Genomic DNA, 24,786 nt, shown 5'->3' with positions numbered 1-24,786 from the left:
CTTTTATTATACCATGATTTGACGCTAAGTCTCTCAGTAAAATATGAAAAAATTAAGTAGAATCTACTTGACAAAAATTGGTCTATACCATATAATAAAATAAGGAATTAATCAAGAAAAATAGGAGAACAGAATGAAAGTTATTCGTGTTGAGAATCAAGTAGAAGGCGCAAAGGTAGCTTTAGAAATCTTGAAGGAGAAGTTGGCTCAAGGGGCTAAAACACTGGGCTTAGCGACAGGAAGCAGCCCGATTGAGTTTTATCAGCAAATCATTGCCAGCGACTTGGATTTATCAGAGCTGACCAGTGTAAATCTAGATGAATATGTGGGACTTTCAGCAGATAATCCCCAGTCTTACCGTTACTTTATGAACGAGCAGCTATTTAATAAAAAGCCTTTTAAAGAAAGCTTTTTGCCAAATGGTGCAGCAGAAGATGCGGAAGCAGAAGTGAAACGCTACAACCAAGTCTTGGCTGACCACCCAGTAGATTTGCAAATTTTGGGAATTGGCACCAATGGTCATATTGGCTTTAATGAGCCAGGAACTAGTTTTGATAGCACTGTCCATATCGTCGATTTGCAGCAGTCAACTATCGAAGCGAACGCTCGCTTCTTTGAGAAGATAGAGGACGTACCGACTCAAGCCATCTCAATGGGAATTCAGAATATCTTAGATGCAAAATCAATCATTCTATTTGCCTATGGCGCTTCTAAAGCTCAAGCCATCGCAGGAACAGTCCGAGGTGAGGTGACAGAAGTTGTGCCAGCTAGCGCCCTTCAAGGCCATGAAGATGTCGTGATTATTGCTGACAAGGAAGCTTTGAGTTCATTAGAAGCCTAACAATCTAATTCCTATCTAATTTTTAGGTAGGATTTTTTATATTTATCAAAAACATGATTAAAAATATGGTATACTAATTAGGAATGATTTTTTTGGAGGATAAATGTGAAGAAGAAGTTTTTGGTGTTTGGATTGATTTTATCTGCCTTTCTGTCACCGTTTTCTGCTGCAGCAGATGAATTGGTGGATATGGCACAAAAAATGTATCCTAATGATCATGTGCAAGCTATCAATCGTCCTAAATCATCTTTGATGATTGACGGCAATACGGGAGATATCCTGTGGCAGGATAATATTGATGAGGTTCGAGATCCAGCCAGCATGAGTAAGATCATGACCTTGTACTTGGTTTTTGAAGCCATTAAAGAGGGAAAACTCAGTTTAGATACGGTGATTAAGGCGACGCCGCAAGATCAGGCCGTTGCGGGAATTTATGAAATTTCCAATAATAAAATCGTGGCTGGGGTCAATTACACTGTTTCTGAGCTGATTACCATGACAGTTGTGCCTTCTTCTAACGCAACAACAGTGATGCTGGCAAATTACCTGTCAGATAATGATCCCGATGCTTTCTTGGATAAGATGAACGCGAAAGCGCAAGAACTAGGTATGACCAACACCAAATGGTTTAATGCTAGTGGTGCAGCAGCAGTTTCCTTTAAAGGTTACTATACTCCTCAGAGATATAATAACTATGCTAGCAACCAAACGACTGCGCGTGATTTAGGGATTTTAGCCTACAATTTTGTAAAAAACTATCCAGATATTTTAAACTATACCAATCAGGCCAAAGTGACCGTCAAGGCTGGTACGCCTTATGAAGAAACATTTGAGACTTATAATTACTCATTGCCGGGTGCTCGCTACGCTTTGGAGGGAGTAGATGGTCTGAAGACGGGCTCAAGTCCGAACGGTGCCTTCAACTACATTGCAACTGTCAAGCGTGGAAATCAGCGCGTGATTGGCGTTATCATGGGCGTTGGCGACTGGTCTGACCAAGACGGTGAATATTACCGCCATCCATATGGAAATGCCTTGATCGAAAAATCTTATGCTGACTATGAGTACAAGAAATTATTCTCTAAAGGAAAGCAAGAGATTGATGGAAAAACTTACAATCTGCCCGAGGATTTTTATGCGACAATAAAAAAAGATGCGAAGGCAAAGCCTGTAGTTGAGAATGGTGTCTTGAAGGCTGGAAATGATCTATACACGCTCTCTCCAAAGATCTCTGATGAGATGAAAGTGGAGGAAGTAGATGCTTCTGTTACCCAGTCTGCCAAAGAAGAAGTCACTAAGAAAGAAAATAATAAAACTTGGTATAGTGACTTGCTAAGCAACCGCTGGTTAATTGCCTTACCAATTGTCATTATTATCCTGATTTTCTATATCGAGAATCGGAAATCGAGAAAAGCTAAAGCAAGAGCTAGAAAAAAATAAATAAATGATTGCATTTGGCTTGCAAGCTGAAATAAAGCTCAGTTTCTAAAAACTGGGTTTTATTCTATTTTTAGAGAGGTTTTGATGATGGGAAAAAAGTTTTCTAATAGCTATTTGGCTTATTTTTTGATGTATAATTTTTATTTTCTGTCCAATTCATTGTTTTCGACCTTGATATCCGTTTATATGCTGGATAAGGGCTACACAGCTGGCCAAGTATCTATCGTCGTATCAGCTTCTTTCTTTTCTTCCATGCTGGCTCAGCCAATCATGGGGCTGTTAAATGATACTCTTGGCATCAAGAGAGTTTCGCTTATCAGTTTTTTCCTGATTATCTTGGGAGACATCTTTTTCATGGAGGCTGATAATCTATGGCTCTTAGCCATCTGGTATAGTTTTGTCTTGATGCTCATCAATGGGGTGGGTACCGTGATGGATGTACTGGCAACCCAAAGTCCTTATAAATATGGAAAAATCCGAATTTGGGGAACAATTGGTTATGCCGTCGGTTCACAGCTGGCAGGTTTGATTTATAAGAATATTTCTCCCCAGGCCATCTATCTGGTCTTTATCGGGACTATGCTGCTGAGTATTATAGGGGTTCTTGGCATGAATCCCAAGCGGGATAGGTTGGCTAAAAAAACTGAAAAAAGAGGCCATTCGCTCTTTTCAGCCATTCTAAAAAACAGAACCTATCTTTTTTATCTCATTCTTGTCGCCCTTTACTCAGGTGTGGGCAATACAGGTCACACTTATATTCCCTCCATGCTAGAATCCAGCGGCTTGAGTGTTGATTGGGCAACGACTGTTGTGGCTGTCTCTGTACTGTGCGAGGCTCCCTTGATCTTTTATTCTTATCTTTTCATGGATAAGATAGCTGTCAAAAAGTTGCTCTATATTTGCTTGGGCATGATGCTCCTTCAGTATGCGGTTTATGCTGTGAACTTTGGCTTAGGTTTTAAAATAGCAGTTACACTGATTTCTAAACATGCTTCTGGTATGGTACTGACCATGCTTAGTCTGCGCATCGTGGCAAATTTAGTAGATGAAAAATATTTGGTGACCGCATTTGCATTACTACAGACAGGGAGAAATCTAGGAACGATTTTCATTCAGAATATGTCAGGGTCTATCTTAGATCGTTTTGGCTATGGTAGTATGAATCTCATGTTGGCAGCAATTATAGGTCTAGTGCTCTTGCTTGCCCTCTTTTTGAAAGTTCCTGAAAAAAAGAATCAGAATTTATTTGGATAAGGAAAAACGAGTCTGGAAATTTTTCAGCTCGTTTTTGTTTTGGGAAATCAGCAAGAAAGGAGAAAGTGATTTCTTTGCCCCATTTCACAAGCTCTCACTTTGGCTTTTTAATTACGAATAAAGATATAAAAGACATTGTTTTGAAAGGGAAATACTCATGTTGCTTGCGAAAAATGAAGAGGGGATTTTGCTGAATGCCATGGAAAAGCAGCCGTCCCTAGGCGAACAAACCTTTTGTCCAGCCTGTTCGGGGACGGTCCGCTTCAAAAAAGGAAGAGTCATGCGACCGCATTTTGCTCATATTTCTCTTGAAAATTGCTCATTTTATGTGGAAAATGAAAGTGCGGAGCATTTGAACTTGAAAGCTGGCCTTTATAGCTGGGGGAAGCAAAGTCAAGAGATTCAGGTGGAGGCTTTTTTACCTGAGATAAGGCAGATTGCTGACCTTTTGATAGATGGTAGCATAGCGCTGGAGGTCCAGTGTAGTCCACTCAGTCAGGAAAGACTTGAGGAACGGACGCTGTCTTATCGACAGCATGGCTATCAAGTTCTCTGGCTCTTAGGCAAGAAATTATGGTTAAAACAGTCACTGACGAAACTGCAAAAGGACTTTCTTTATTTCAGTCAAAATATGGGCTTTCATCTTTGGGAATTGGATGAGAGAAAGCAGGAGCTTCGGCTTAAATATCTCATTCACGAGGACTTGCATGGGCGAGCTCAGTACAAGGTCAAATCCTTTCCTTTTGGCCAAGGCTGTCTTTTATCCGTCTTGCGCAGTCCCTTTCAAAAGCAGGGGTTAGAGAGCTATCTGGCTAAGCAAGATCCGGAGATTTGTCGCTATGTTCGTCAGCAGCTTTATTACCGGCAGCCTCGTTGGATGAAGCTCCAAGCCCAGCTCTATCAAAAAGGAGACAATCTTCTGACCAAGTCAGCCGAGGATTTTTATCCGCAGGTTCGGCCTGTTCAAGCCAGCTCCTTTTGCCAAATAACAAGAGATTTGACTCCTTATTACCAGCACTTTCATCGCTATTATCATGCTGAAAAAAATAAGCAGCTTCAAATTATCTATCCTCCGATATTTTATGCGAGGATTTCCCCCACTTTTATGATAGAATAGAAAAGATGGAGGAAATTTCTATGGCAAAACAAAGAAATGAAATTGAAGAAAAATATACTTGGGATTTGACAACAATTTTCCCAACAGATGAAGCCTTTGAAGCAGAATTGGCGCAGGTTTCAGAAGAAGTGAAGAAGGCAGCTAGTCTGGCTGGACATTTGCTGGATTCGGCTGACAGTCTCTTAAAAACGACTGAAGTGCAGTTGGACTTGATGCGCCGGATTGAAAAGCTTTATTCTTATGCTCACATGAAGAACGACCAGGATACTCGCGTGGCCAAGTATCAAGAATATCAGGCTAAGGGGATGACTCTTTACAGCGAATTTGGTCAAAGCTTTGCCTTTTATGAGCCTGAATTTATGGCGATTACAGAAGAGCAATACCAAGCCTTCTTGGCTGAGCAGCCAGCCTTGCAGCTGTATCAGCATTATTTTGACAAGCTTTTGGAAAAGAAAGCCCACATCCTGACCCAGCGTGAAGAGGAGCTACTGGCTGGTGCTGGTGAAATTTTTGGTGCAGCGGGCGAAACCTTTGCTATTTTGGATAATGCGGATATTGTCTTTCCGATGGTGCGTGACGAAGATGGAAATGAAGTTCAGCTCAGCCACGGTAACTATATCACCCTGGTCGAGTCTAAGAATCGAGAAGTTCGTAAAGAAGCTTACGAGGCTCTCTACAGCGTCTACGAGCAGTATCAGCATACCTACGCTAAGACTCTGCAGACCAATGTCAAGGTTCACAATTACAATGCGAAAGTCCGCAAGTTTTCATCTGCCCGTGAAGCAGCCTTGTCAGCGGACTTTATTCCAGAAAGTGTATACGATAGCTTAGTTTCAGCTGTTAATAAGCATTTGCCTCTTTTGCAGCGTTATATCGCTTTACGAGCAAAGATTTTAGGCATTTCTGATTTGAAGATGTATGATATGTACACACCTTTGTCAGAGACAGACTACAAGTTCACTTATGAGGAAGCCTTGGCTAAGTCTGAGGAAGTTCTGGCTATTCTGGGTGAGGATTATTTGAGCCGAGTGAAGACAGCCTTCTCAGAGCGCTGGATTGATGTTCATGAAAATCAAGGCAAGCGCTCAGGGGCATACTCTGGCGGTTCTTACGACACAAACGCCTTTATGCTGCTCAACTGGCAGGATACACTGGATAATCTCTTTACCTTGGTGCATGAGACAGGCCACAGTATGCACTCCAGCTACACCCGTGAGACCCAGCCTTATGTCTATGGAGACTACTCTATCTTCCTAGCTGAGATTGCTTCAACGACCAATGAAAATATCCTGACAGAAAAGCTCTTGGAAGAAGTAGAAGACGATGCTACCCGCTTTGCTATCCTCAATCACTTCTTGGATGGTTTCCGAGGTACGGTCTTCCGTCAAACCCAGTTTGCTGAGTTTGAGCATGCTATCCACAAGGCTGACCAAGAAGGTCAAGTTTTGACCAGCGAGTTTCTAAATGAACTCTATGCTGACTTGAATGAGAAATACTACGGCTTGAAAAAAGAAGACAATCCGCAGATTCAGTACGAATGGGCTCGGATTCCGCATTTCTACTATGATTACTATGTTTTCCAATACTCTACAGGCTTTGCAGCTGCTTCTGCCTTGGCTGAAAAGATTGTCCATGGCAGTCAGGAAGACAAGGATAAGTATCTGGACTATCTCAAAGCTGGGAACTCTGACTACCCACTCAATGTCATCAAAAAAGCAGGTGTGGATATGGAGAAAGAAGACTACTTAAATGCTGCTTTTGCTGTTTTTGAGCGTCGCTTGGACGAATTCGAAGCCTTGGTCGAGAAGTTGGGACTGGCATAAGATGGTCGAGACTTATAATCAAAACTCTAATCCCAATATGCTTCGGCCAGTGGTCAAGGAAGAGATTGTAGACTTTATGAGACAGCGACTCCAGCCAGTTTCTGGCGGACTTAAGGAGCTGGAGGATTTTGCCAGAGCTGAAAATGTACCCGTGATTCCCCATGAGACAGTAGCTTACTTCCGCCTGCTGCTCGAAAGCCTGCAGCCTGAGAAGATTTTAGAAATCGGGACGGCTATCGGTTTTTCGGCCCTTTTGATGGCGGAACATGCGCCTCTGGCTCAGATTACGACTATTGACCGCAATCCAGAGATGATTGAGTTTGCCAAGGCTAATTTTGCCAAGTATGACAGCCGTCAGCAGATTACCCTGCTGGAAGGCGATGCGGTGGATTTACTTGAGACATTAGAGGATTCCTACGACTTTGTCTTTATGGACTCTGCCAAGTCCAAGTATGTAGTCTTTCTGCCTCAGGTCCTCAAGCGCCTCAATCCTGGTGGGCTGATCCTCATCGATGATGTCTTCCAAGGTGGCGATGTTGCCAAGCCTTTTGAGGAAATTAAGCGTGGTCAACGAGCTATTTACCGAGGATTGCATAGTCTTTTTGACGCAACTTTGGACAGTCCAGATTTGACTGCGAGTCTGCTTCCCTTGGGAGATGGACTACTTATGATTAGAAAAAAATGATATCTTTGATTTTTTCTTAATTTCCAAAAATTTTTAGGAAAAATTAAGATATCAAGTTGGATTTGTGGTACAATAGACAAAGTGAATTTATTGAAGGAGTAGATGAAATAATGAAGAAAAAAATCCTTACAGGAGCAGTAACTCTCTTTTCTGTGGTGGCTTTAGCAGCATGTTCACAAACAGCAAAAGATAAAGATATTGTGACAATGAAGGGCGAGACAATCACCGTTAATGAATTTTACGATCAAGTAAAAAATAATGGTGCCTCTCAGCAAGTTTTGCTTCAAATGGCAATTAAGCAAGTTTTTGAAGAAAAGTATGGCAAAAAGGTAACGGATAAAGAAGTTGAAGAAGCCTTTGAAAAAATGAAATCCGCTTATGGTTCTGCCTTCCAAAATGTTCTTGCTCAAAGCGGAATGACAGAAGATGCATACAGAGATCAGATCCGCGCAAATAAATTGGTCGAATACGCTGTTAAGAAAGCAGCTGAAAAAGAGCTGACAGATGACAACTACAAGGCTTTCTTTGAAACGTACACACCAGAAGTAACGGCTCAGATTATCAAGGTGGACAGTGAAGAAAAGGCTAAGGAAGTGCTTGAAAAAGCTAAGGCTGAGGGAGCAGACTTTGGTCAGTTGGCCAAGGAAAACTCAACCGACAAGGACACCAAAGATAAGGGCGGCGAGGTGAAATTCGACTCAACCTCTACAACGATTCCAGATGCCGTAAAAAAAGCTACTTTTGCCTTAGAAGAAAATGGTGTCTCTGATGTGATCACTGTAAGAGGTAGACAGAATTATTCAGCAAGTTACTACATTGTTAAATTGGTGAAGAAGACTCAAAAATCTGCAAAATGGACCGATTACAAGAAGCAACTAAAAGAGGGAATCCTGACTCAAAAACAAAACGATGCAAGCTTTATTCGTTCAGTCATTTCTAAAGAATTGAAGGAAGCGAATCTGAAAGTGAAGGATGCAGCTTTCCAAAATGTCTTTGCCCAATATGTAGAAGGAGATACTTCTAGCTCATCGTCTAAAGAAGAAAGCAAGTCTCAGTCTTCTAGTTCAGAAGAAAAGAAATCACAATCTTCTAGCTCGGAAGAAGCAAAATCTGAGGCTTCAAGCTCAGAAGAAAGCAAGTCAGAAGCTGCTCATACTGAAGAAAAACCAGCTCCTGCAGCAGAATAAGCTTGACGAAAAGTCAAGAAGTCAGTATAATAAAACTATTGAGAATTGATTTTCTAGATCTCAGCTCAGAGAATTGGCGGTGCTGCGAGCCATGTGAGAGGAAAAATCATGCTACTCATGTTTCAAACTAAATAGCTAATGAGAATGACAAGTTCATTGAATGAAGGTGGTACCGCGGTTTTTCGCCCTTCAGACAAGGAACTTGTCTTTTATCTTGACTCTGGAGGTAAAGCGATGAAGACCTATCTTGTCAAACAAAAATTGCGTCTAGGTGGCGAACGCTTTGATATCAAGGACGATCGAGGTAACATAGATTACCAAGTAGAGGGATCATTTTTCCAGATTCCTAAGAGTTTCACCATCTATGATGCTCAAGGACAGACAGTTAGCCAGATCAGCAAAACCTTTCTAACCTTCATGCCCCAGTTTGAAATCAAGCTCAGTGACGGGACTAGCTTTTATATTCGCAAGAAACTGACCTTCTTCCGTGATAAATATGAGTTTGACAATTTAGGCCTAAGGATTGAGGGCAATATCTGGGATTTAAATTTTAAATTGCTGGATGATCGAGATCAAGTCGTGGCAGAGATTACCAAGGAACTTTTCCATCTAACATCTACTTATCAGGTGACTGTCTATGATGATGCTTACTCAGATTTGGTTATTTCCCTCTGTGTCGCCATTGACTATGTGGAAATGCTGGAAAGTTCATCATAAAAAACATTAAAAAGATTTAAGGAGAAAAATAAAATGAAACAAATGTCAAGTGCTCAAATTCGCCAAATGTGGCTGGATTTCTGGGCAAGCAAAGGTCACTCTGTAGAACCATCAGTTAGCTTGGTTCCAGTAAACGACCCGACTCTTTTGTGGATTAACTCTGGGGTAGCCACTCTTAAGAAATACTTTGACGGGACCATTATCCCTGAAAATCCACGTATTACCAATGCGCAAAAAGCCATCCGTACCAACGATATCGAAAATGTCGGAAAAACAGCTCGTCACCATACCATGTTTGAAATGTTGGGGAACTTCTCTATCGGGGATTACTTCCGTGATGAAGCTATTACTTGGGCTTATGAACTCTTGACAAGCCCTGAGTGGTTTGACTTCCCAGCTGAAAAACTCTACATGACTTATTATCCAGACGATAAAGATTCTTACAACCGCTGGATTGAAGTAGGAGTGGACCCAAGTCACTTGATTCCAATTGAGGATAACTTCTGGGAAATCGGTGCGGGACCTTCTGGACCTGATACAGAGATTTTCTTTGACCGTGGAGAGGCATTTGACCCAGAAAATATTGGTATTCGCCTACTTGCAGAAGATATCGAAAACGACCGTTATATTGAAATCTGGAACATTGTTTTGTCACAATTTAACGCAGACCCTGCTGTTCCTCGTAGCGAGTACAAGGAATTGCCACACAAGAACATTGATACGGGCGCTGGTTTGGAGCGTTTGGTGGCAGTTATCCAAGGGGCTAAGACAAACTTTGAAACAGACCTCTTCATGCCAATCATTCGTGAAGTAGAGAAATTGTCTGGTAAGGTCTACGACCAAGATGGCGACAACATGAGCTTTAAGGTTATTGCAGACCATATTCGTTCTCTTTCATTCGCTATTGGTGATGGTGCCCTTCCAGGAAATGAAGGTCGTGGTTATGTCCTTCGTCGTCTTCTCCGTCGTGCTTCTATGCATGGCCAAAAATTGGGTATCAACGAGCCTTTCCTTTACAAACTAGTTCCAACAGTTGGAAAAATCATGGAAAGCTACTACCCAGAAGTCCTTGAAAAGCGTGACTTTATCGAGAAAATCGTTAAGAGCGAGGAAGAGTCATTCGCTCGTACTCTTCACTCAGGCCAACACTTTGCAGAAACCATCGTAGCTGACTTGAAAGAAAAAGGTCAAAGCGTTATCGCTGGTTCAGATGTCTTTAAACTCTACGATACATATGGCTTCCCAGTGGAATTGACAGAAGAAATCGCAGAAGAAGCAGGCATGACTGTGGACCGTGAAGGTTTTGAAGCGGCCATGAAAGAGCAGCAAGAACGTGCGCGTGCATCAGCTGTTAAGGGTGGCTCAATGGGTATGCAAAATGAAACCCTTCAAAACATAACAGTGGAAAGTGTCTTCAACTACAATGCTAGTCGATTGCCTTCTAAACTGGTGGCTATCGTAGCGGACAATGCTGAAGTAGAAGCTGTTTCAGAAGGAACTGCATCGCTTATCTTTGCAGAGACTCCATTCTATGCTGAAATGGGTGGACAAGTAGCTGACCATGGTCAAATCTTGGACGCTGCTGGAAACATCGTGGCCACTGTGAAAGATGTTCAAAAAGCACCAAATGGCCAACCGCTACATACAGTTGAAGTCCATGCTCCGCTTGCCTTGAACCAAGAATACACACTTAGCATCGACACCAATCGTCGTCTTCGTGTCATGAAAAACCACACAGCGACTCACTTGCTCCATGCAGCTCTTCACAATATCCTTGGTAACCACGCAACTCAAGCAGGTTCACTTAACGAAGTAGAATTCCTCCGCTTTGACTTTACGCACTTCCAAGCGGTGACAGCAGAGGAGCTCCGTGCCATTGAACAAGAAGTCAATGAGAAAATCTGGGAAGCGATCGCAGTCAAGACAGTTGAGACTGATATTGAGACAGCTAAAGAAATGGGAGCTATGGCCCTCTTTGGTGAGAAATACGGTAAAGAAGTTCGTGTCGTTACAATCGGTGATTACTCTGTTGAGCTTTGTGGTGGTACCCATGTTGGCAACACTTCTGAAATTGGCCTCTTCAAGATTGTCAAAGAAGAAGGGATCGGATCAGGAACTCGCCGTATCTTGGCAGTGACTGGTAAAGAAGCCTTTGAAGCCTACCGTGAACAAGAAGACGCTCTGAAAGCAGTCGCAGCGACTTTGAAAGCACCTCAACTCAAGGAAGTACCTCATAAAGTTGAAGGCCTTCAAGAGCAACTTCGTCAATTGCAAAAAGAAAATGCAGAATTGAAAGAAAAAGCCGCAGCCGCAGCTGCAGGTGATGTCTTCAAGGACGTGAAGGAAGTCAATGGCCACCGTTATATTGCGAGCCAAGTTTCTGTATCAGATGCAGGTGCCCTTCGTACCTTTGCAGATAACTGGAAACAAAAAGACTACTCTGATCTTCTTGTCCTAGTCGCAGCTATTGGTGACAAAGTCAATGTCCTCGTGGCTAGCAAGACTAAAGACCTTCATGCAGGGAACCTTGTCAAAGAATTGGCACCAATCGTCGATGGACGTGGTGGTGGTAAACCAGACATGGCCATGGCAGGAGGAAGCAATCAAGCGAAAATCCAAGAACTCTTGGATGCAGTAGCTGGTAAATTATAGTATATTTTTTAAGATCAGGATTCAGTCTTGGTCTTTTTTACTTCTTTTTTGTAAAGGATCCAAGTCTTTCTGACAAAAATATTTATTTTTTTGACAAATATACTTGTCAAAAAGAAAAGAATCTGTTACAATGTATTTAAGTTAAGAAGAAAAGATAAAAGGAGGGACTGATGGAGATACTGTTTTGGTGTCTACTTCCGATATTTTCTGGTTTGTGGCTGACGTCATCCAGTGAATTGAAAAATGTAAAAAGGAAGTTGAAACGTTTAGAGAGAAATAAAGAAAGGAGTGGAGAAATGTCACGTTTTTTTAAAGAAATGATTGGGAAAAAACCGATCATCATTGGTGAAGTTTTCGGGACAGATTGCTGGGAGGTAGTTGATGCTGATGACGATTGGGTTAAGTTGAGTAAGACCAATAAAAAAGGTCAAACAAGAATGAAATTGATGCGCATTGACGATATCAAGTCTGTTGAACTGAAAGAAGACTGAGAGGTGTTGTCATGAAGCTGAAAAATCGACTCAAAGAGCTGAGGGCTAGAGACGGGCTGAATCAAACTGACTTGGCCAAGAAAGCCGGCGTGTCGCGGCAGACGATTAGCTTGCTGGAGCGGGATGAATACACGCCCTCCGTGGTCATTGCTCTCAAAATTGCTCAGATTTTCAACGAAAGTGTCGAAAATGTCTTTCGCCTAGTGGAGGAAGAGTAGGTAGTCAGGAAAAATCAGTTACTGGAGATAGTTTATGCTAGCCATCTTGTCATGAAGACTAGCAAGCAAGCTTTCATATCATAGCGATTACTTGATCTGATCCTAATTAGCTGTGTAAGTATATTAGTGCTTTTCCGCAAGTGACGGAAAGTAAAACAAGGAGAAAAACAATGCAAGAATTTATGGAAAACTTTAAAGTTAACGAAGAACAAGCAAAAATTGCTGGTGTCTGTGCAGGCTTGGCGGATTATTTTGGGATAAAGGTAGCTTATATTCGTCTGATCTTCGCAGTTATAGTGCTAGCATCAACTGAGTTAGGGATTTTTGTAGCCTTGGGCTATGCCTATCTGGCAGGATGGTTACAAAGGGATTATTTGTGGAATAAAATGAACAAAAAAGTCAGAAATCACTTTATTTTTCTGATGACAGTGCTGATTATTTTACCTTTATTTGGCCGTGAAATACTGGAAATTGCCTCTGACTTTATTAGCCAAGTCATGGCTTGGCTGACTGCGCTTATTTAAGAATAGGAGAAAACAATGTCAACAAAGAAAAGAATATTGAGAAATATCGGCATCTTCATTCTTGCTGCTATATTAGGAGGAGGGGTAGTTGGTTTTATAATGGCTCATTTTGAGCATATTTCTTGGCCGACTTTCTTAAATGTTGAACTGCTGAAGAACATTGGTCGAGCGAGTTTGTTTATTCTCTATCCCGTAACCTTTTTCTTGCTCTATCAGACGCATAAATTTCACAGGGCTTACCAGAGAGAAGAAGATGATGACAAAAGCTATAAGCTCTATCGTCAAACTTTCAAAACACTAGAATATGCGACGATTTTATATAATATCTCGTATGCTCTGACTCTATTCACCCTCTTTGGAGGAGTGAGCTACCTAGGTCCGATACTAAGGTCAGAAACAACGATTCACATTCCATTTTATGATATTGCACTGTTTCTTGCTTTGATTTTAGGTCAAATTCTTGTATTGAAAACCACTCAGAAGGTTCGTCAATATAAATTATCTGCTATGCCAACCATTGAGGAGATGAAGGACTATGCTCTGTCTTATGATGAAGGGGAGTTGCAGGCTCATTATGAACAAAGCTTTTTGACCCTCTTCAACCTCAATCAGCGCCTCATTCCAGGTCTCTATATCCTTCTCTTTCTTGTCGGAGCTGGGACACCAATGCAGGTCGTATCTGGCATGATTGTCTTAACCATTATTTTTGTCTATATCAATGTGGACTCCTATCAAGCAGTTAAAAGATATTTCAAATAAGCTGTTTGTCGGTCCAAAAGGAGTTCATCTGAAATTAGTGAGCTTTATCTTTCCTAGTATCTATATTGGACTGATACTGCTAAATCTCCTATTCCAATTGGATACGATTTTGGCTTGGATTGCGGTATCGGTCATCTATCTTTATGTTACTGTCAGCCAGTACAAAATCGTTAAACGTTATTATAAGTAAGAAAGTGAGAAGAGGCCTTATGTCACAAGTGATTCAAGTAGAGAATATTTCTAAAAGTTTTGGAGATAAAAAAGCTTTAGAACAAATTAATTTTCATATCGATCAAGGAGAAATTTTCGGATTTTTAGGACCATCTGGATCGGGAAAAACAACGTTAATTAATATCCTGACAGGCCAGCTTGATGCCGACAATGGTCAAAGTAAAATCCTTGGTAAGGCTTCAAATACTATTAATGCTCAGGATTTGGTGAAAATTGGCCTAGTATCTGATACAAGTGGCTTTTATGAAAAAATGACTCTCTATAAAAACCTGCAGATATATGCGAAATTATACGATTTAAAAAATGAGCGGATAGATGAAGTTTTAGAGCAGGTTGGTTTGTTAGAGAGCAAAAATATTGTAGCAGAGAAACTTTCGACAGGTATGAAGCAGCGGATGTTTCTAGCTAGGGCTCTTTTAAATGATCCTGAGGTCTTATTCTTGGATGAACCAACGAGTGGGCTTGATCCTCGTACTTCCAAGGTGATTCATGAACTTTTGCTTGAGCTGAAGAAAAAGGGAACAACCATTTTTCTGACGACACATGATATGTATGAAGCTAGTGCCCTTTGTGATCGACTGGCCTTGCTAAATAAGGGAGTATTAGTAGAATATGGCAAGCCGAAAGCTATTATTCAAAAATATAACGCAGCCAAGAAAGTTAAAATTAGCTATGAAAATGGACAAACCGAGCAAATTTCGTTCTCAGAATTGGCTACAAAAGACCTAAAATTGGCTATTACAGTACATTCTTGCGAACCTACATTAGAAGAAATCTTTATTCAATTAACAGGAGAAAAATTAGATGTATAAAAAAATTAAAGCTCTCACATGGCTGCGTACTCAGATTTTATTGACAAACTCTTCTTTGCTTATGTCCGTCTTGCTGCCCTTCGGCCTCCTCTTTTTGTACAATATGATTTTAAATAAGAATGGCAATGCAGGTCAAGGACTATTGAAGATGATCCTGCCTATGACCTTTGCCATGAGTGGCGGCTACATGGTGTCTATTATGATGGCAGAGGACAAGGAGAAGCGCAATCTAAAGACCTTGATGTTGAGCGGGGTTCGTTCTACTGAATACCTCTTATCCATGTTGGTTTATCCCTTCCTATTTACAGTCTTTGCCTTGCTTTTTTTCCCATATTATTTGCATGTAGATCTCTCTGGCAAATGGCCTATCTATCTTTTGATCAATCTCTTAATTATTGTTATTATCCTTTTAATCAATCTTTTTATTGGTGGAATTTCCAAGACACAATCACAAGCTCAGGTTTATAGTTTATTTCCGCTGTTGCTGATTAGTTTCGTACCCTTATTTGCTAGTTTTGATAAAACAATACAGCATATTCTGCGGTTTACTTTTATGAATCCTTTTATCAACTTCTTTGAAACAGGAGACTATTCTTTTAAAATTGAAGATTTCTCTAATTTGGTGATTTGGCTTCTTATTTTTATCAGTGCAAGCGCCTATGTCTTGAGTAAAGGTCGAAAATGATGGAGGAGATTTTATGAAACTCATTAAAAAAATCAACTTTATGGAAGAAAAGAAATATGTAATCGGTCTAAATGTAGCGGGGCTCTTACTGATTTTTCCTTTCTCAATGCTTTTTGCGAAATTGACTCAGCTAATTTTTCGTGCAGACCATTATGATTTTTCGGGTCTAGATCTTGCCTATTTTTTAGTTTTTGCCTTTATCCTTGTCGTCATCCATGAGTACATCCACGGTTTCTTCTTCAAGTTTTTTGGTAAAGGGAAGGCCAAGGTCAAGTTTGGTTTTAAAAATGGGATGGCCTACGCGACTAGTCCAGGAACTTTTTACAATCGTAAGGACTTCTTGGTCATTGGTTTGGCTCCCTTTGTTTTGATTAGCTTGCTTCTGACCTTATTGGCCATGCTGGGCTTGCTCAGTTCAACTCTCTACATGCCTCTAGCTAGTATTCATGCAGCGGGCTGTGTTGGTGACTTTTACATCGCTTTGCTGCTGTTGGGGCAGACTGATGATATTCTGGTCGAGGATACGGAGGTTGGGATGAACTTTTACGAGAAAGAAGAGCCTAGTCAGGAATAGGGATCACTGGCATTAGATACTTCTTATAAAATGTCTATTAAAGAGTAACATATTTGATAATTTAAAGACCCAGAGCAATGTTGATCCTGCCTAAATGGATGGCAGCGTGATATTAAGTTTAAATTTAAGACAAATGAAACCCGAAGGACTAGAAGTTCCTTCGGGTTTTGTATATAAGAGGAAAAAAGATTAGACAAGTTCGTCAATAGAAGTGTAGTCGAGGTTTAAGCCTTCTGCAACAGGTTGGCTAGTGATGTGGCCATGATAGGTTGTGACACCTTCACGCAATCCAGCGTCGTCTGCAATAGCTTGTTTGAAGCCTTTGCCAGCCAGTGCTTCGATATAAGGAAGGGTGACATTGGTCAGGGCGATAGTAGAAGTGCGAGCCACGGCACCAGGGATATTGGCTACCGCATAGTGGAGAACACCGTGTTTCTCATAAACTGGCTCATCATGGGTTGTCACGCGGTCAGCAGTCTCGATAACGCCACCTTGGTCAACGGCCACGTCAACAATAACAGAACCAGGGCGCATTTGCTTAACCATATCGTCAGTTACCAGTTTTGGTGCCTTAGCGCCAGGAATAAGCACGGCTCCAATCACGACATCTGCTTCACGGACGCTTGCCTCAATGTTAAATGGATTGGACATGAGGGTTTGGATTTGGTTGCCAAAGACTTCTTCCAGTACGGATAGACGTTTGGCGCTAATATCGAGAATAGTAACTTGAGCGCCTAGTCCCAGAGCGATACGGGCTGCATGAGTTCCTACAACACCGCCTCCGATGATGGTGACTTTACCTTTTGGCACACCTGGTACACCACCAAGGAGAACACCAGAACCACCTGCCTGCTTGGTCAGGAAATGAGCTCCGATTTGAACCGCCATACGACCAGCAACCTCACTCATAGGTACTAATAGTGGTAGTTGTCCTTGTCCGTCACGTACAGTCTCGTAGGCTACCCCGGTAGTTTTAGCAGTTACCATAGCTTGGGCTAATTCGGGAGCAGCGGCCATGTGCAGGTAAGTGAAGAGTAGGAGGTCGTCACGTAAGTACTGGTATTCAGTTTCCAGCGGTTCTTTAACCTTAACAACCAACTCAGCTGCCCAAGCTTCAGCAGCAGTGGCAACGATTTTTGCACCTTGCTTTTCATAGTCTGCATCTGCAAAGCCAGATCCAAGTCCAGCATTTGTCTCGATCAGAACCTGATGGCCTTTTCCTACAAGACTGTGCACACCAGCTGGCGTCAGGGCAACGCGATTTTCATTATTTTTAATTTCTCTTGGAATTCCGATTAACATAGAGCTTTACTCCTTTTTCTAACGCTAGGATCTCCGAATACAGGACTACAAAGGAACCTAGGTCAATTATTGTGATGTTTTCATTTTAAAGGAAACTGGCGCAAAAAGCAAGAAAAAAAGGATTGTTTTAGGCAGGGAATTATGCTATTCTGATAAGAAAAATTAGGAGGAAGAGATGGAAAATATCTATGTTAAACTGAGCCAACATTCCAGAATTGAGACGGAACGATTAATCTTGCGCCCAGTGACCTTGGATGACGCACCAGCCATGTTTGAATATGCTTCGGACGAGGAGAATGTTCGCTATACCTTTGAGGCTAACAAAAATCTAGAAGAAACCCGTAATAATATTGCCTTGTTTTACCTAGCTAATCCTTTGGGGCGCTGGGGCATTGAGCTGAAGGAAACTGGCGACTTTATCGGGACGATTGACCTGCATAAGATCCGCTTGGACTTGAAAACGGCAGCTATCGGCTATGTGATCCATAAAAAATACTGGAATCAGGGCTATACGACGGAGGCCAATCGAGCGGTGCTTGAGCTGGCTTTTGAGGAAATCGGCATGAACAAATTGGTGGCCCTGCATGATATCGACAATCCTGCCTCTGGTCGTGTCATGCAAAAGTCAGGCATGATCTTTTCCCACGAAGAGCCTTACGCATCACTAGACAAGCATGAGGAAGGGCGCATAGTGACACGGGTGCATTACTATCTGACTAGGGAGCAATATTTCGCAAAAAAATGAGAAAGAATATTGACAAGTACCTATCTACATGATATAGTAGATAGGTAATGCTGATTTAGCTCAGTAGGCAGAGCGCATCCATGGTAAGGATGAGGTCGCCGGTTCGATCCCGGCAATTAGCACTAGATAAAGAGGTTGAGATTTTCTCAGCCTTTTTTGGTTTTAAAACCGGATTTCTCCTAGTTCAAAATGTATGCTTGCGTCCTCATAGGCGCCCAAATATGATATAATAAAAGTAATATTAGCAAGGCAGGTAAAATATGTATATCGAAATGGTGGATGAAACTGGTCAGGTTTCTCAAGAAATCATCAAGCAGACTCAGGAAATCTTGGAGTTTGCGGCTCAGAAAACGGGCAAAGAAAATAAGGAAATGGCCGTGACTTTGTTACCAATGAGCGCAGCCATGAGCTCAACTTGGAATACCGAGACACGGATCGGCCGACGGATGTCATCAGCTTGGAATACAAGCCAGAGTTGGATATTGCTTTTGATGAGGAAGATTTGGCGGACAATCCTGAGCTGGCTGAGATGCTGGAGGATTTTGATGCTTATATCGGCGAGCTCTTCATTTCGGTGGACAAGGCGCGGGAGCAAGCAGAAGAATACGGGCACAGCTTTGAACGGGAGATGGGCTTTTTGGCGGTGCATGGTTTTCTGCATATCAACGGCTATGATCATTATACGCCGGAAGAAGAAGCAGAAATGTTTGGCTTACAGGAAGAAATTTTGACAGCTTATGGACTTACAAGACAATAAAAATAACAAGCGCAAGTGGAAAAATCGAGATGTCATATCGAGTTTGGAGTTCGCTCTGACGGGTATTTTCACGGCTTTCAAAGAAGAAAAGAATATGCGGAGCCATGTTCTTTCAGCTGTAGCTGCCATCATTGCAGGTTTGATTTTTCGGATTTCAGCGACGGAGTGGCTGTTCTTGCTGCTGAGTATTTTTTTGGTGATCGCTTTTGAAATCATGAATTCAGCCGTTGAAAATGTTGTGGATCTGGCTAGTGATTATCACTTTTCTATGCGGGCAAAGAATGCCAAGGATATGGCAGCTGGTGCAGTTTTGGTGGTTTCTGGTTTTGCAGTTATCACAGGTTTGATTATCTTTCTGCCGAAACTGTGGGATATTATTTTTTAGAGAAGGAATAGAACAATGACTTTTAAATCAGGCTTTGTAGCCATTTTAGGTCGACCAAATGTCGGCAAATCAACTTTTTTGAATCATGTCATGGGGCAAAAAATTGCCATCATGAGTGACAAGGCTCAGACGACCCGCAATAAGATTATGGGCATTTATACGACGGATAAGGAGCAGATTGTCTTTATCGACACGCCGGGAATCCACAAGCCTAAGACGGCTTTAGGCGATTTCATGGTGGAAGCAGCCTACAGCACCTTGCGTGAGGTGGATACGGTTCTCTTCATGGTACCGGCAGATGAGCCACGTGGCAAGGGCGATGATATGATTATCGAACGTCTGAAAGCGGCTAAGGTGCCAGTTATTTTGGTGGTTAATAAGATTGATAAAGTTCATCCAGATCAGCTTTTGGCGCAAATTGATGATTTCCGTCAGCAGATGGACTTCAAAGAAATCGTTCCGATTTCGGCTCTGCAGGGCAACAATGTTTCGCATCTGATTGATATCCTTAGTGAAAATCTGGAGGAAGGCTTCCAATATTTCCCAGAAGATCAGATTACCGACCATCCAGAGCGTTTCTTGGTTTCAGAAATGATTCGCGAGAAGGTTCTACACCTGACTCGTGAAGAAATCCCCCACTCAGTCGCAGTGGTTGTTGACAGCATGAAGCGAGACGAGGAGACGGACAAGGTCCATATCCGAGCGACGATCATGGTCGAGCGTGACAGCCAAAAGGGCATTATCATCGGTAAAGGCGGCTCCATGCTCAAGAAAATCGGATCCATGGCTCGCCGCGATATCGAGCTCATGCTTGGAGACAAGGTCTTCCTCGAAACCTGGGTCAAGGTCAAGAAAAACTGGCGGGACAAGAAGCTGGATTTGGCAGACTTTGGCTATAATGAGAAGGAATATTAAAAGAGCAAGAATTTTTCATTTCTGGTTATCGATTGAATCGTAGATAGGAAAATTGAATGAACAAAGACTACATTTCCTATATTCGCTCCAAGGTGGGGCATGATAAGGTTATTCTGAATTTTGCTGGAGGAATTCTAGCAGACGAGGGTGGTCGTGTGCTTCTGCAGTTGCGAGGCGATAAAAAAACATGGGCGATTCCTGGTGGAGCTATGGAGCTCGGGGAGACTTCTTTGCAAGCAGCCGTGCGCGAATTTCACGAAGAGACAGGCATTGCTGTTGAAGCCAAGCGCTTGCTGAATGTTTACACTAATTTTGATGAATCTTATCCTAATGGAGACAAAGTGCAGACGGTTGTCTTTCTGTATGAGTTGCAGGCACTGGAGAATGTTGATATTTCCAATTTTCATAATGAGGAAACACTGCGTTTAGGCTTTTTTTCTAAAGAAGAAATAGCAGAGCTGGAAAATGTATCGGATAAACACCGCCTGATGTTAGACGAGTATTTTTCAGACAGCTTTGCTATGGGGCTTTGAGTTGAGATTGCCATAATCAGTGATTAGTTTGATTTTTTAAGGAGGCAGGGCAATGGAATTTGTAAATCTTTTAGTAGAAAACGTGGAACGAGTCGAGGAGCGTTTTTTATCGGTGCTGGATAATTTATCTGTGGAAGAAGCGAATGCTTTTCCGGTTGCGGATACAGTTCCGTCCATTAAGTCTGTGACTTGGTTGACTTGGCATACGGCGCGGGAGCTGGATTTTCAGATTGCTGATTTAGCAAAGACTAATCCAGTCTGGTTTTCTAAAGGTTGGAAGAAAAAATTTGCTTTGGATTTACCAGATGATACGGAAGATTGGCATCACACTCCTCAAGAAGCGCATAAAGTTGTGGTGACAGATATTGATTTTCTTAAAGGTTATCTGTCTGATGCGGTTGCGGCAACAATTGCTTATTTATCAGAGGTGAATGAAGACAGTCTGGACGACGTTATTGATGAGAATTGGACTCCAGCTGTTAAGCGTGGGAATCGCTTAGTATCGATCATTGACGATGCTGCTATGCATTCAGGTCAGGCAATCTATGCTCGCCGCCTGCTAGGAAGAGAAGATTGAAAAAGGTAATGGTAGGGGAAATTCGAGCGGTCGAAAAATCTCATCTAGCTGACTGGGCTTACTTTGCTCATTTAGCTTGGAAGACAGAGAAAAAGAAATTACTAGCAGCATTTTCTGAAGGCAAATTTCCTAATGAATTTTTGTACTACATAGAAGGAGAAGCCGTTGCTTGGATCAGCTTATCTATGCGTTCGGAGTATGTGGAAGGAGCAGAGCAACTTCCTATCGCATATATTGAAGGCATAGCGGTAGCACCTGCTTTTCAAAGAAATGGTATTGCTACTCAGCTTCTAGAGTTTGCACAGTCGTGGGCAACAGAAAAAGGAGTATCTCAGCTAGCTTCAGATTGTGATATGGACAATGCAGTCAGTCAAGCTTTTCACAAGAGTGCGGGATTTGAAGAAATAAGTCGAACGGTGCATTACATGTTACATTTGGATAAGAAAGGATAAAGATTTCATGCCTGAATTACCTGAAGTGGAAACGGTTCGGCGCGGTTTGGAGTGTCTGGTTGTTGGCAAGACGATTGAGCAGGTGCGGGTCCGCTATACCAAGATGATTGGCACGGGAGTGGATGCTTTTGTTCATGACTTGCCGGGTCAAACCATTGAAAAGATTGGTCGTCGGGGCAAGTATTTGCTCTTTTACTTGACGGGTGGAGTGCTGGTTTCCCATCTGCGAATGGAAGGCAAGTATCTTTTTTATCCTGATATGGTGCCTGAGCGTAAGCATGCCCATGTCTTTTTCCAGATGACGGATGGTGGGACCCTTGTTTATGAAGATGTCCGCAAGTTTGGGACCATGGAGCTATTGAGAAAGGACCAGCTGGAGGCTTATTTTGCTGCCAGAAAGCTTGGTCCTGAGCCAACAGAGGCGGCCTTTCTTTTGGCACCTTTTACAGCAGCTTTGAGTCGTTCCAAGAAGCCCATCAAACCCTATTTGCTGGAGCAGACCTTGGTCGTTGGGCTAGGCAATATCTATGTAGATGAGGCCCTTTGGCGGGCGCGGATTCATCCGGCAAGGCCGGCAGACAGTCTAAAGCCTGCTGAAGTCAAGCGCCTGCGTGAGCAGATTATTGAAGTTTTGCAGCTGGGGATTGAAAAGAGGGGCTCGACCATCCGGACTTATCGCAATGCTTTGGGTGAAGATGGCACGATGCAGGATTTTCTGCAGGTCTATGGAAAGACTGGTCAGCCTTGTGCTCGATGTGGCAGTCCAATTGAAAAGATTAAGCTAGGCGGACGAGGTACTCATCTCTGTCCTCACTGTCAGAAAGCGAGGTAGCTGTTGTGGTAAGAATTATTGGTATCACCGGCGGCATTGCTTCGGGTAAGTCAACGGTAACAGACTTTTTGCGGCAGCAGGGCTACCAAGTCATCGATGCGGATCAAGTGGTGCATGAGCTGCAGGAGCCAGGTGGCCAACTTTATCAAGCTCTTTTATCTACTTTTGGCTCAGCTATCTTACAGGAAGATGGTCGCTTGGACCGCCCCAAGCTGGGAGCTATGCTTTTTGGAGATCCCGAACTCTTGGCCCAGTCCAGTCAAATACAAAACCAGATTATCCGCGAGGAACTGGCTGGCCGGCGGGATTTGCTGGCGGAGACGGAAGATTTCTTTTTTATGGATCTTCCCTTGCTGTTTGAGTTACAATATGAAGACTGGTTTGACCAGATATGGCTGGTGGACGTGACGGAGGAAACTCAGCTCAGCCGCCTTATGGCTCGAAATGCTCTCAGTCAGGAAGAGGCAGAAAAACGCATAGCAGCTCAGCTATCTCTCCAAGAAAAGCGAAAGAGGGCAGATGTGCTGATTGATAATAATGGATCGCTTGAGGGAACTCGACAGCAGATTCGCGATGCTTTGCAGAAATTAGAAAGAAGATGATTCTATCACGATACAAGTAAATTGGAAACATAATCTGAAAATCGCCTGGTTTGGGAACTTCCTGACAGGTGCCAGCATTTCTCTAGTCACTCCTTTTATGCCCCTTTTTGTGGAGCAGCTAGGAGCGCGTGGTCATGAGGTGGAGTATTATGCTGGTCTTGGCATTGCTCTTTCGGCTGTTTCGGCAGCCTTTTTATCCCCTGTCTGGGGCAGTCTGGCTGACCGCTATGGTCGTAAACCTATGATGATTCGGGCAGCTACGGCTATGGTCTTTACCATGGGTGGCATTGCCTTTGTGCCTAATATTTTTTGGCTCTTGGTCTTACGCTTTCTCAACGGTGTTTTTGCGGGCTATGTGCCCAACAGCACAGCCTTGATTGCCAGTCAGGTTCCTAAGGAAAAGACGGGTTATGCGCTGGGAACTTTGGCAACTGGTGTCGTCGCTGGCAATCTCATGGGGCCCTTAATTGGTGGAGTGATTGCTGAAGTTTTTGGTATCCGCAATGTCTTTCTACTGATTGGCTTTTTCTTTCTGATTGCGACCCTGATGACGGCTGCTTTTATCCGAGAAGATTTTAGGCCAATCACCAAGGAAGAGGAGATTGGATTTGGAGAACTAATTCGTCAGATTAGATATCCCAAGCTCTTGCTAACTCTTTTTCTGACTAGCTTTGTTATCCAGTTTGCAGCCCAGTCTATTGGTCCGATTCTTTCCCTTTATATTCGGGAGTTAGGCCAAACGGACAATTTAATTTTTGTATCTGGCCTGATTGTTTCGAGTATGGGACTGTCTAGTATGCTGAGCTCAAGTATTTTAGGTCGGATGGGGGATCGGATGGGCAATCATCGTTTGCTCGTTTTAGCTCAGTTTTATTCCATTATCATTTACCTGCTCTGTGCTCATGCAGGCTCTTCGCTCCAACTCGGTTTTTACCGCTTCTTGTTTGGTTTAGGGACTGGAGCCTTGGTGCCGGGGGTCAATGCTCTATTGAGCAAAATCACGCCTAAGTTTGGGATTTCCCGAATCTTTAGCTACAACCAGATTTTCTTTTATCTGGGTGGTGTCATTGGTCCCATGTCAGGATCGGCTATTGCAGCGACAGCAGGCTATCATTCAGTCTTTTATGCTACAGCAGGCTTAGTGGGACTGAGTCTCCTTATCAACCTTTTTTGTTTTGGAAATTTATTGAAAAAGAAGGAAATCTAGTGCGCGTTAAAATTCATTTGAAATGCTCCAGTTGCGGCAGTCAGAATTATCTGACCAGTAAGAATAGTAAGACTCATCCTGATAAGATTGAGGTATTGAAGTACTGCCCCAAGGAAAGAAAAGTAACCTTACATCTTGAATCTAAGTAGATTTTATGGTAAAATAGAAAGGATCTTAAGGAGTTTTATTTATGTATAGCCTATTATTAACGATTTTAGTCATTTTATCAGGTTTTATTGTCATTGCTATTTTCATGCAACCAACTAAAAACCAATCTAGTAACGTGTTTGATTCGAGTGCCAACGACCTTTTTGAGCGGTCAAAAGCACGGGGATTTGAAGCTGTGATGCAGCGTCTGACAGGATTTTTGATCTTTGTCTGGTTGCTGATTGCCTTGATATTGGCAGTATTATCTAGTAAATAAAATGGGCTCTGACTTTGTCTTGGCCTTTTTTTAAAGTTTAAAAGG

Annotated in this window: 28 protein-coding genes, 1 tRNA gene and 1 pseudogene; 29 read left to right on the top strand and 1 reads right to left on the bottom strand. The window is 42.4% G+C overall.

Annotated elements, in window-relative coordinates; translation table 11 throughout:
• The first annotated feature begins 133 nt into the window (after positions 1–133).
• The 16 genes from HBA50_RS07015 to HBA50_RS06935 all read left to right on the top strand — a co-directional run bounded on the left by HBA50_RS07015 (position 134) and on the right by HBA50_RS06935 (position 16,010).
• A complete protein-coding gene (locus HBA50_RS07015; RefSeq protein WP_045499188.1) occupies positions 134–841 on the top strand; it encodes a glucosamine-6-phosphate deaminase in 708 nt (235 codons plus the stop codon).
• A gap of 105 nt (positions 842–946) precedes the next feature.
• Complete coding sequence (locus HBA50_RS07010) at positions 947–2,281, top strand: D-alanyl-D-alanine carboxypeptidase (protein WP_045499191.1); 1,335 nt, start codon at positions 947–949, stop codon at positions 2,279–2,281.
• Between the two features lie 87 nt (positions 2,282–2,368).
• Positions 2,369–3,535: an MFS transporter gene (locus HBA50_RS07005; protein ID WP_045499776.1), complete on the top strand. Its 1,167-nt coding sequence runs from the start codon at positions 2,369–2,371 to the stop codon at positions 3,533–3,535.
• Positions 3,536–3,692: 157 nt separating this feature from the next.
• Positions 3,693–4,652, top strand: a complete 960-nt coding sequence (locus HBA50_RS07000; RefSeq protein WP_045499194.1) for a competence protein CoiA — start codon at positions 3,693–3,695, stop codon at positions 4,650–4,652.
• Positions 4,653–4,672: 20 nt separating this feature from the next.
• Positions 4,673–6,475 (top strand): oligoendopeptidase F, encoded by a 1,803-nt coding sequence (gene pepF, locus HBA50_RS06995; protein WP_045499196.1) that lies wholly within the window; start codon positions 4,673–4,675, stop codon positions 6,473–6,475.
• 1 nt (position 6,476) lies between these two features.
• Positions 6,477–7,160 (top strand): O-methyltransferase, encoded by a 684-nt coding sequence (locus HBA50_RS06990; RefSeq protein ID WP_045499198.1) that lies wholly within the window; start codon positions 6,477–6,479, stop codon positions 7,158–7,160.
• Positions 7,161–7,270: 110 nt separating this feature from the next.
• Positions 7,271–8,347 (top strand): peptidylprolyl isomerase PrsA, encoded by a 1,077-nt coding sequence (prsA, locus tag HBA50_RS06985; RefSeq protein ID WP_045499200.1) that lies wholly within the window; start codon positions 7,271–7,273, stop codon positions 8,345–8,347.
• Positions 8,348–8,485: 138 nt separating this feature from the next.
• Positions 8,486–9,064 (top strand): LURP-one-related/scramblase family protein, encoded by a 579-nt coding sequence (locus HBA50_RS06980; RefSeq protein ID WP_179856632.1) that lies wholly within the window; start codon positions 8,486–8,488, stop codon positions 9,062–9,064.
• Between the two features lie 33 nt (positions 9,065–9,097).
• Positions 9,098–11,716 (top strand): alanine--tRNA ligase, encoded by a 2,619-nt coding sequence (gene alaS / locus HBA50_RS06975; protein WP_045499202.1) that lies wholly within the window; start codon positions 9,098–9,100, stop codon positions 11,714–11,716.
• 296 nt (positions 11,717–12,012) lie between these two features.
• Positions 12,013–12,207 (top strand): aspartyl-tRNA synthetase, encoded by a 195-nt coding sequence (locus tag HBA50_RS10395; RefSeq protein WP_235285268.1) that lies wholly within the window; start codon positions 12,013–12,015, stop codon positions 12,205–12,207.
• 11 nt (positions 12,208–12,218) lie between these two features.
• On the top strand, positions 12,219–12,425 hold the full coding sequence (locus tag HBA50_RS06965) for a helix-turn-helix transcriptional regulator (protein ID WP_005590740.1): 207 nt from the start codon (positions 12,219–12,221) through the stop codon (positions 12,423–12,425).
• A gap of 170 nt (positions 12,426–12,595) precedes the next feature.
• Positions 12,596–12,949, top strand: coding sequence for a PspC domain-containing protein (locus HBA50_RS06960; protein ID WP_052687628.1), 354 nt, complete (start codon positions 12,596–12,598; stop codon positions 12,947–12,949).
• A gap of 15 nt (positions 12,950–12,964) precedes the next feature.
• Complete coding sequence (locus tag HBA50_RS06955; protein WP_045499210.1) at positions 12,965–13,708, top strand: DUF3169 family protein; 744 nt, start codon at positions 12,965–12,967, stop codon at positions 13,706–13,708.
• A 209-nt stretch (positions 13,709–13,917) separates the two neighbouring features.
• Entirely contained in the window at positions 13,918–14,751 is an 834-nt protein-coding gene (locus tag HBA50_RS06945; RefSeq protein WP_045499213.1) for an ABC transporter ATP-binding protein, read from the top strand.
• Positions 14,744–15,436 (top strand): ABC transporter permease, encoded by a 693-nt coding sequence (locus HBA50_RS06940; protein WP_045499216.1) that lies wholly within the window; start codon positions 14,744–14,746, stop codon positions 15,434–15,436. Before HBA50_RS06945 ends, HBA50_RS06940 begins: the two co-directional genes overlap by 8 nt.
• 13 nt (positions 15,437–15,449) lie before the next feature.
• Positions 15,450–16,010: a DUF3267 domain-containing protein gene (locus HBA50_RS06935; protein WP_045499219.1), complete on the top strand. Its 561-nt coding sequence runs from the start codon at positions 15,450–15,452 to the stop codon at positions 16,008–16,010.
• A gap of 189 nt (positions 16,011–16,199) precedes the next feature.
• Here HBA50_RS06935 and ald read toward each other — a convergent pair whose 3' ends face one another.
• Entirely contained in the window at positions 16,200–17,312 is a 1,113-nt protein-coding gene (gene ald / locus HBA50_RS06930) for an alanine dehydrogenase (RefSeq protein WP_045499222.1), read from the bottom strand.
• Positions 17,313–17,487: 175 nt separating this feature from the next.
• On the opposite strand from ald, the gene HBA50_RS06925 reads away from it, so the two are divergent.
• The 13 genes and pseudogenes from HBA50_RS06925 (at position 17,488) to secG (ending at position 24,741) form a co-directional block, all read left to right on the top strand.
• Positions 17,488–18,057, top strand: a complete 570-nt coding sequence (locus HBA50_RS06925) for a GNAT family N-acetyltransferase (RefSeq protein WP_045499225.1) — start codon at positions 17,488–17,490, stop codon at positions 18,055–18,057.
• 49 nt (positions 18,058–18,106) lie between these two features.
• A tRNA-Thr gene (locus HBA50_RS06920) sits at positions 18,107–18,179 on the top strand.
• A 138-nt stretch (positions 18,180–18,317) separates the two neighbouring features.
• Positions 18,318–18,814 (top strand): annotated as a pseudogene (gene ybeY / locus HBA50_RS06915) (rRNA maturation RNase YbeY).
• A complete protein-coding gene (locus tag HBA50_RS10390) occupies positions 18,795–19,199 on the top strand; it encodes a diacylglycerol kinase family protein (protein WP_045499229.1) in 405 nt (134 codons plus the stop codon). The pseudogene ybeY and the gene HBA50_RS10390 overlap by 20 nt, the downstream one beginning before the upstream one ends.
• A gap of 15 nt (positions 19,200–19,214) precedes the next feature.
• Positions 19,215–20,114, top strand: a complete 900-nt coding sequence (gene era / locus HBA50_RS06910) for a GTPase Era (RefSeq protein WP_045499234.1) — start codon at positions 19,215–19,217, stop codon at positions 20,112–20,114.
• A gap of 56 nt (positions 20,115–20,170) precedes the next feature.
• Positions 20,171–20,647 carry an NUDIX hydrolase gene (locus HBA50_RS06905; protein ID WP_045499237.1) on the top strand — a complete coding sequence of 159 codons (477 nt, stop codon included), beginning with the start codon at positions 20,171–20,173 and terminating at the stop codon, positions 20,645–20,647.
• 52 nt (positions 20,648–20,699) lie between these two features.
• On the top strand, positions 20,700–21,224 hold the full coding sequence (locus tag HBA50_RS06900) for a DinB family protein (protein WP_045499240.1): 525 nt from the start codon (positions 20,700–20,702) through the stop codon (positions 21,222–21,224).
• 8 nt (positions 21,225–21,232) lie between these two features.
• Positions 21,233–21,676 (top strand): GNAT family N-acetyltransferase, encoded by a 444-nt coding sequence (locus HBA50_RS06895; RefSeq protein WP_045499784.1) that lies wholly within the window; start codon positions 21,233–21,235, stop codon positions 21,674–21,676.
• 7 nt (positions 21,677–21,683) lie between these two features.
• A complete protein-coding gene (mutM, locus tag HBA50_RS06890; RefSeq protein ID WP_045499243.1) occupies positions 21,684–22,508 on the top strand; it encodes a DNA-formamidopyrimidine glycosylase in 825 nt (274 codons plus the stop codon).
• Positions 22,509–22,513: 5 nt separating this feature from the next.
• A complete protein-coding gene (coaE, locus tag HBA50_RS06885; protein WP_045499246.1) occupies positions 22,514–23,110 on the top strand; it encodes a dephospho-CoA kinase in 597 nt (198 codons plus the stop codon).
• Positions 23,111–23,120: 10 nt separating this feature from the next.
• Positions 23,121–24,317, top strand: a complete 1,197-nt coding sequence (locus HBA50_RS06880) for a multidrug efflux MFS transporter (protein ID WP_376739343.1) — start codon at positions 23,121–23,123, stop codon at positions 24,315–24,317.
• A complete protein-coding gene (rpmG, locus tag HBA50_RS06875; protein WP_005590723.1) occupies positions 24,317–24,466 on the top strand; it encodes a 50S ribosomal protein L33 in 150 nt (49 codons plus the stop codon). Before HBA50_RS06880 ends, rpmG begins: the two co-directional genes overlap by 1 nt.
• Positions 24,467–24,507: 41 nt before the next feature.
• Positions 24,508–24,741 carry a preprotein translocase subunit SecG gene (secG, locus tag HBA50_RS06870; protein WP_005590722.1) on the top strand — a complete coding sequence of 78 codons (234 nt, stop codon included), beginning with the start codon at positions 24,508–24,510 and terminating at the stop codon, positions 24,739–24,741.
• The last annotated feature ends 45 nt before the right edge of the window (positions 24,742–24,786 follow it).

Source organism: Streptococcus cristatus ATCC 51100 (assembly GCF_011612585.1).
GTDB classification, from domain to species: Bacteria; Bacillota; Bacilli; order Lactobacillales; family Streptococcaceae; genus Streptococcus; species Streptococcus cristatus_H.
Note: the sequence above shows the minus strand (reverse complement) of the source record. Positions and strands in the feature narration are given on the sequence as shown.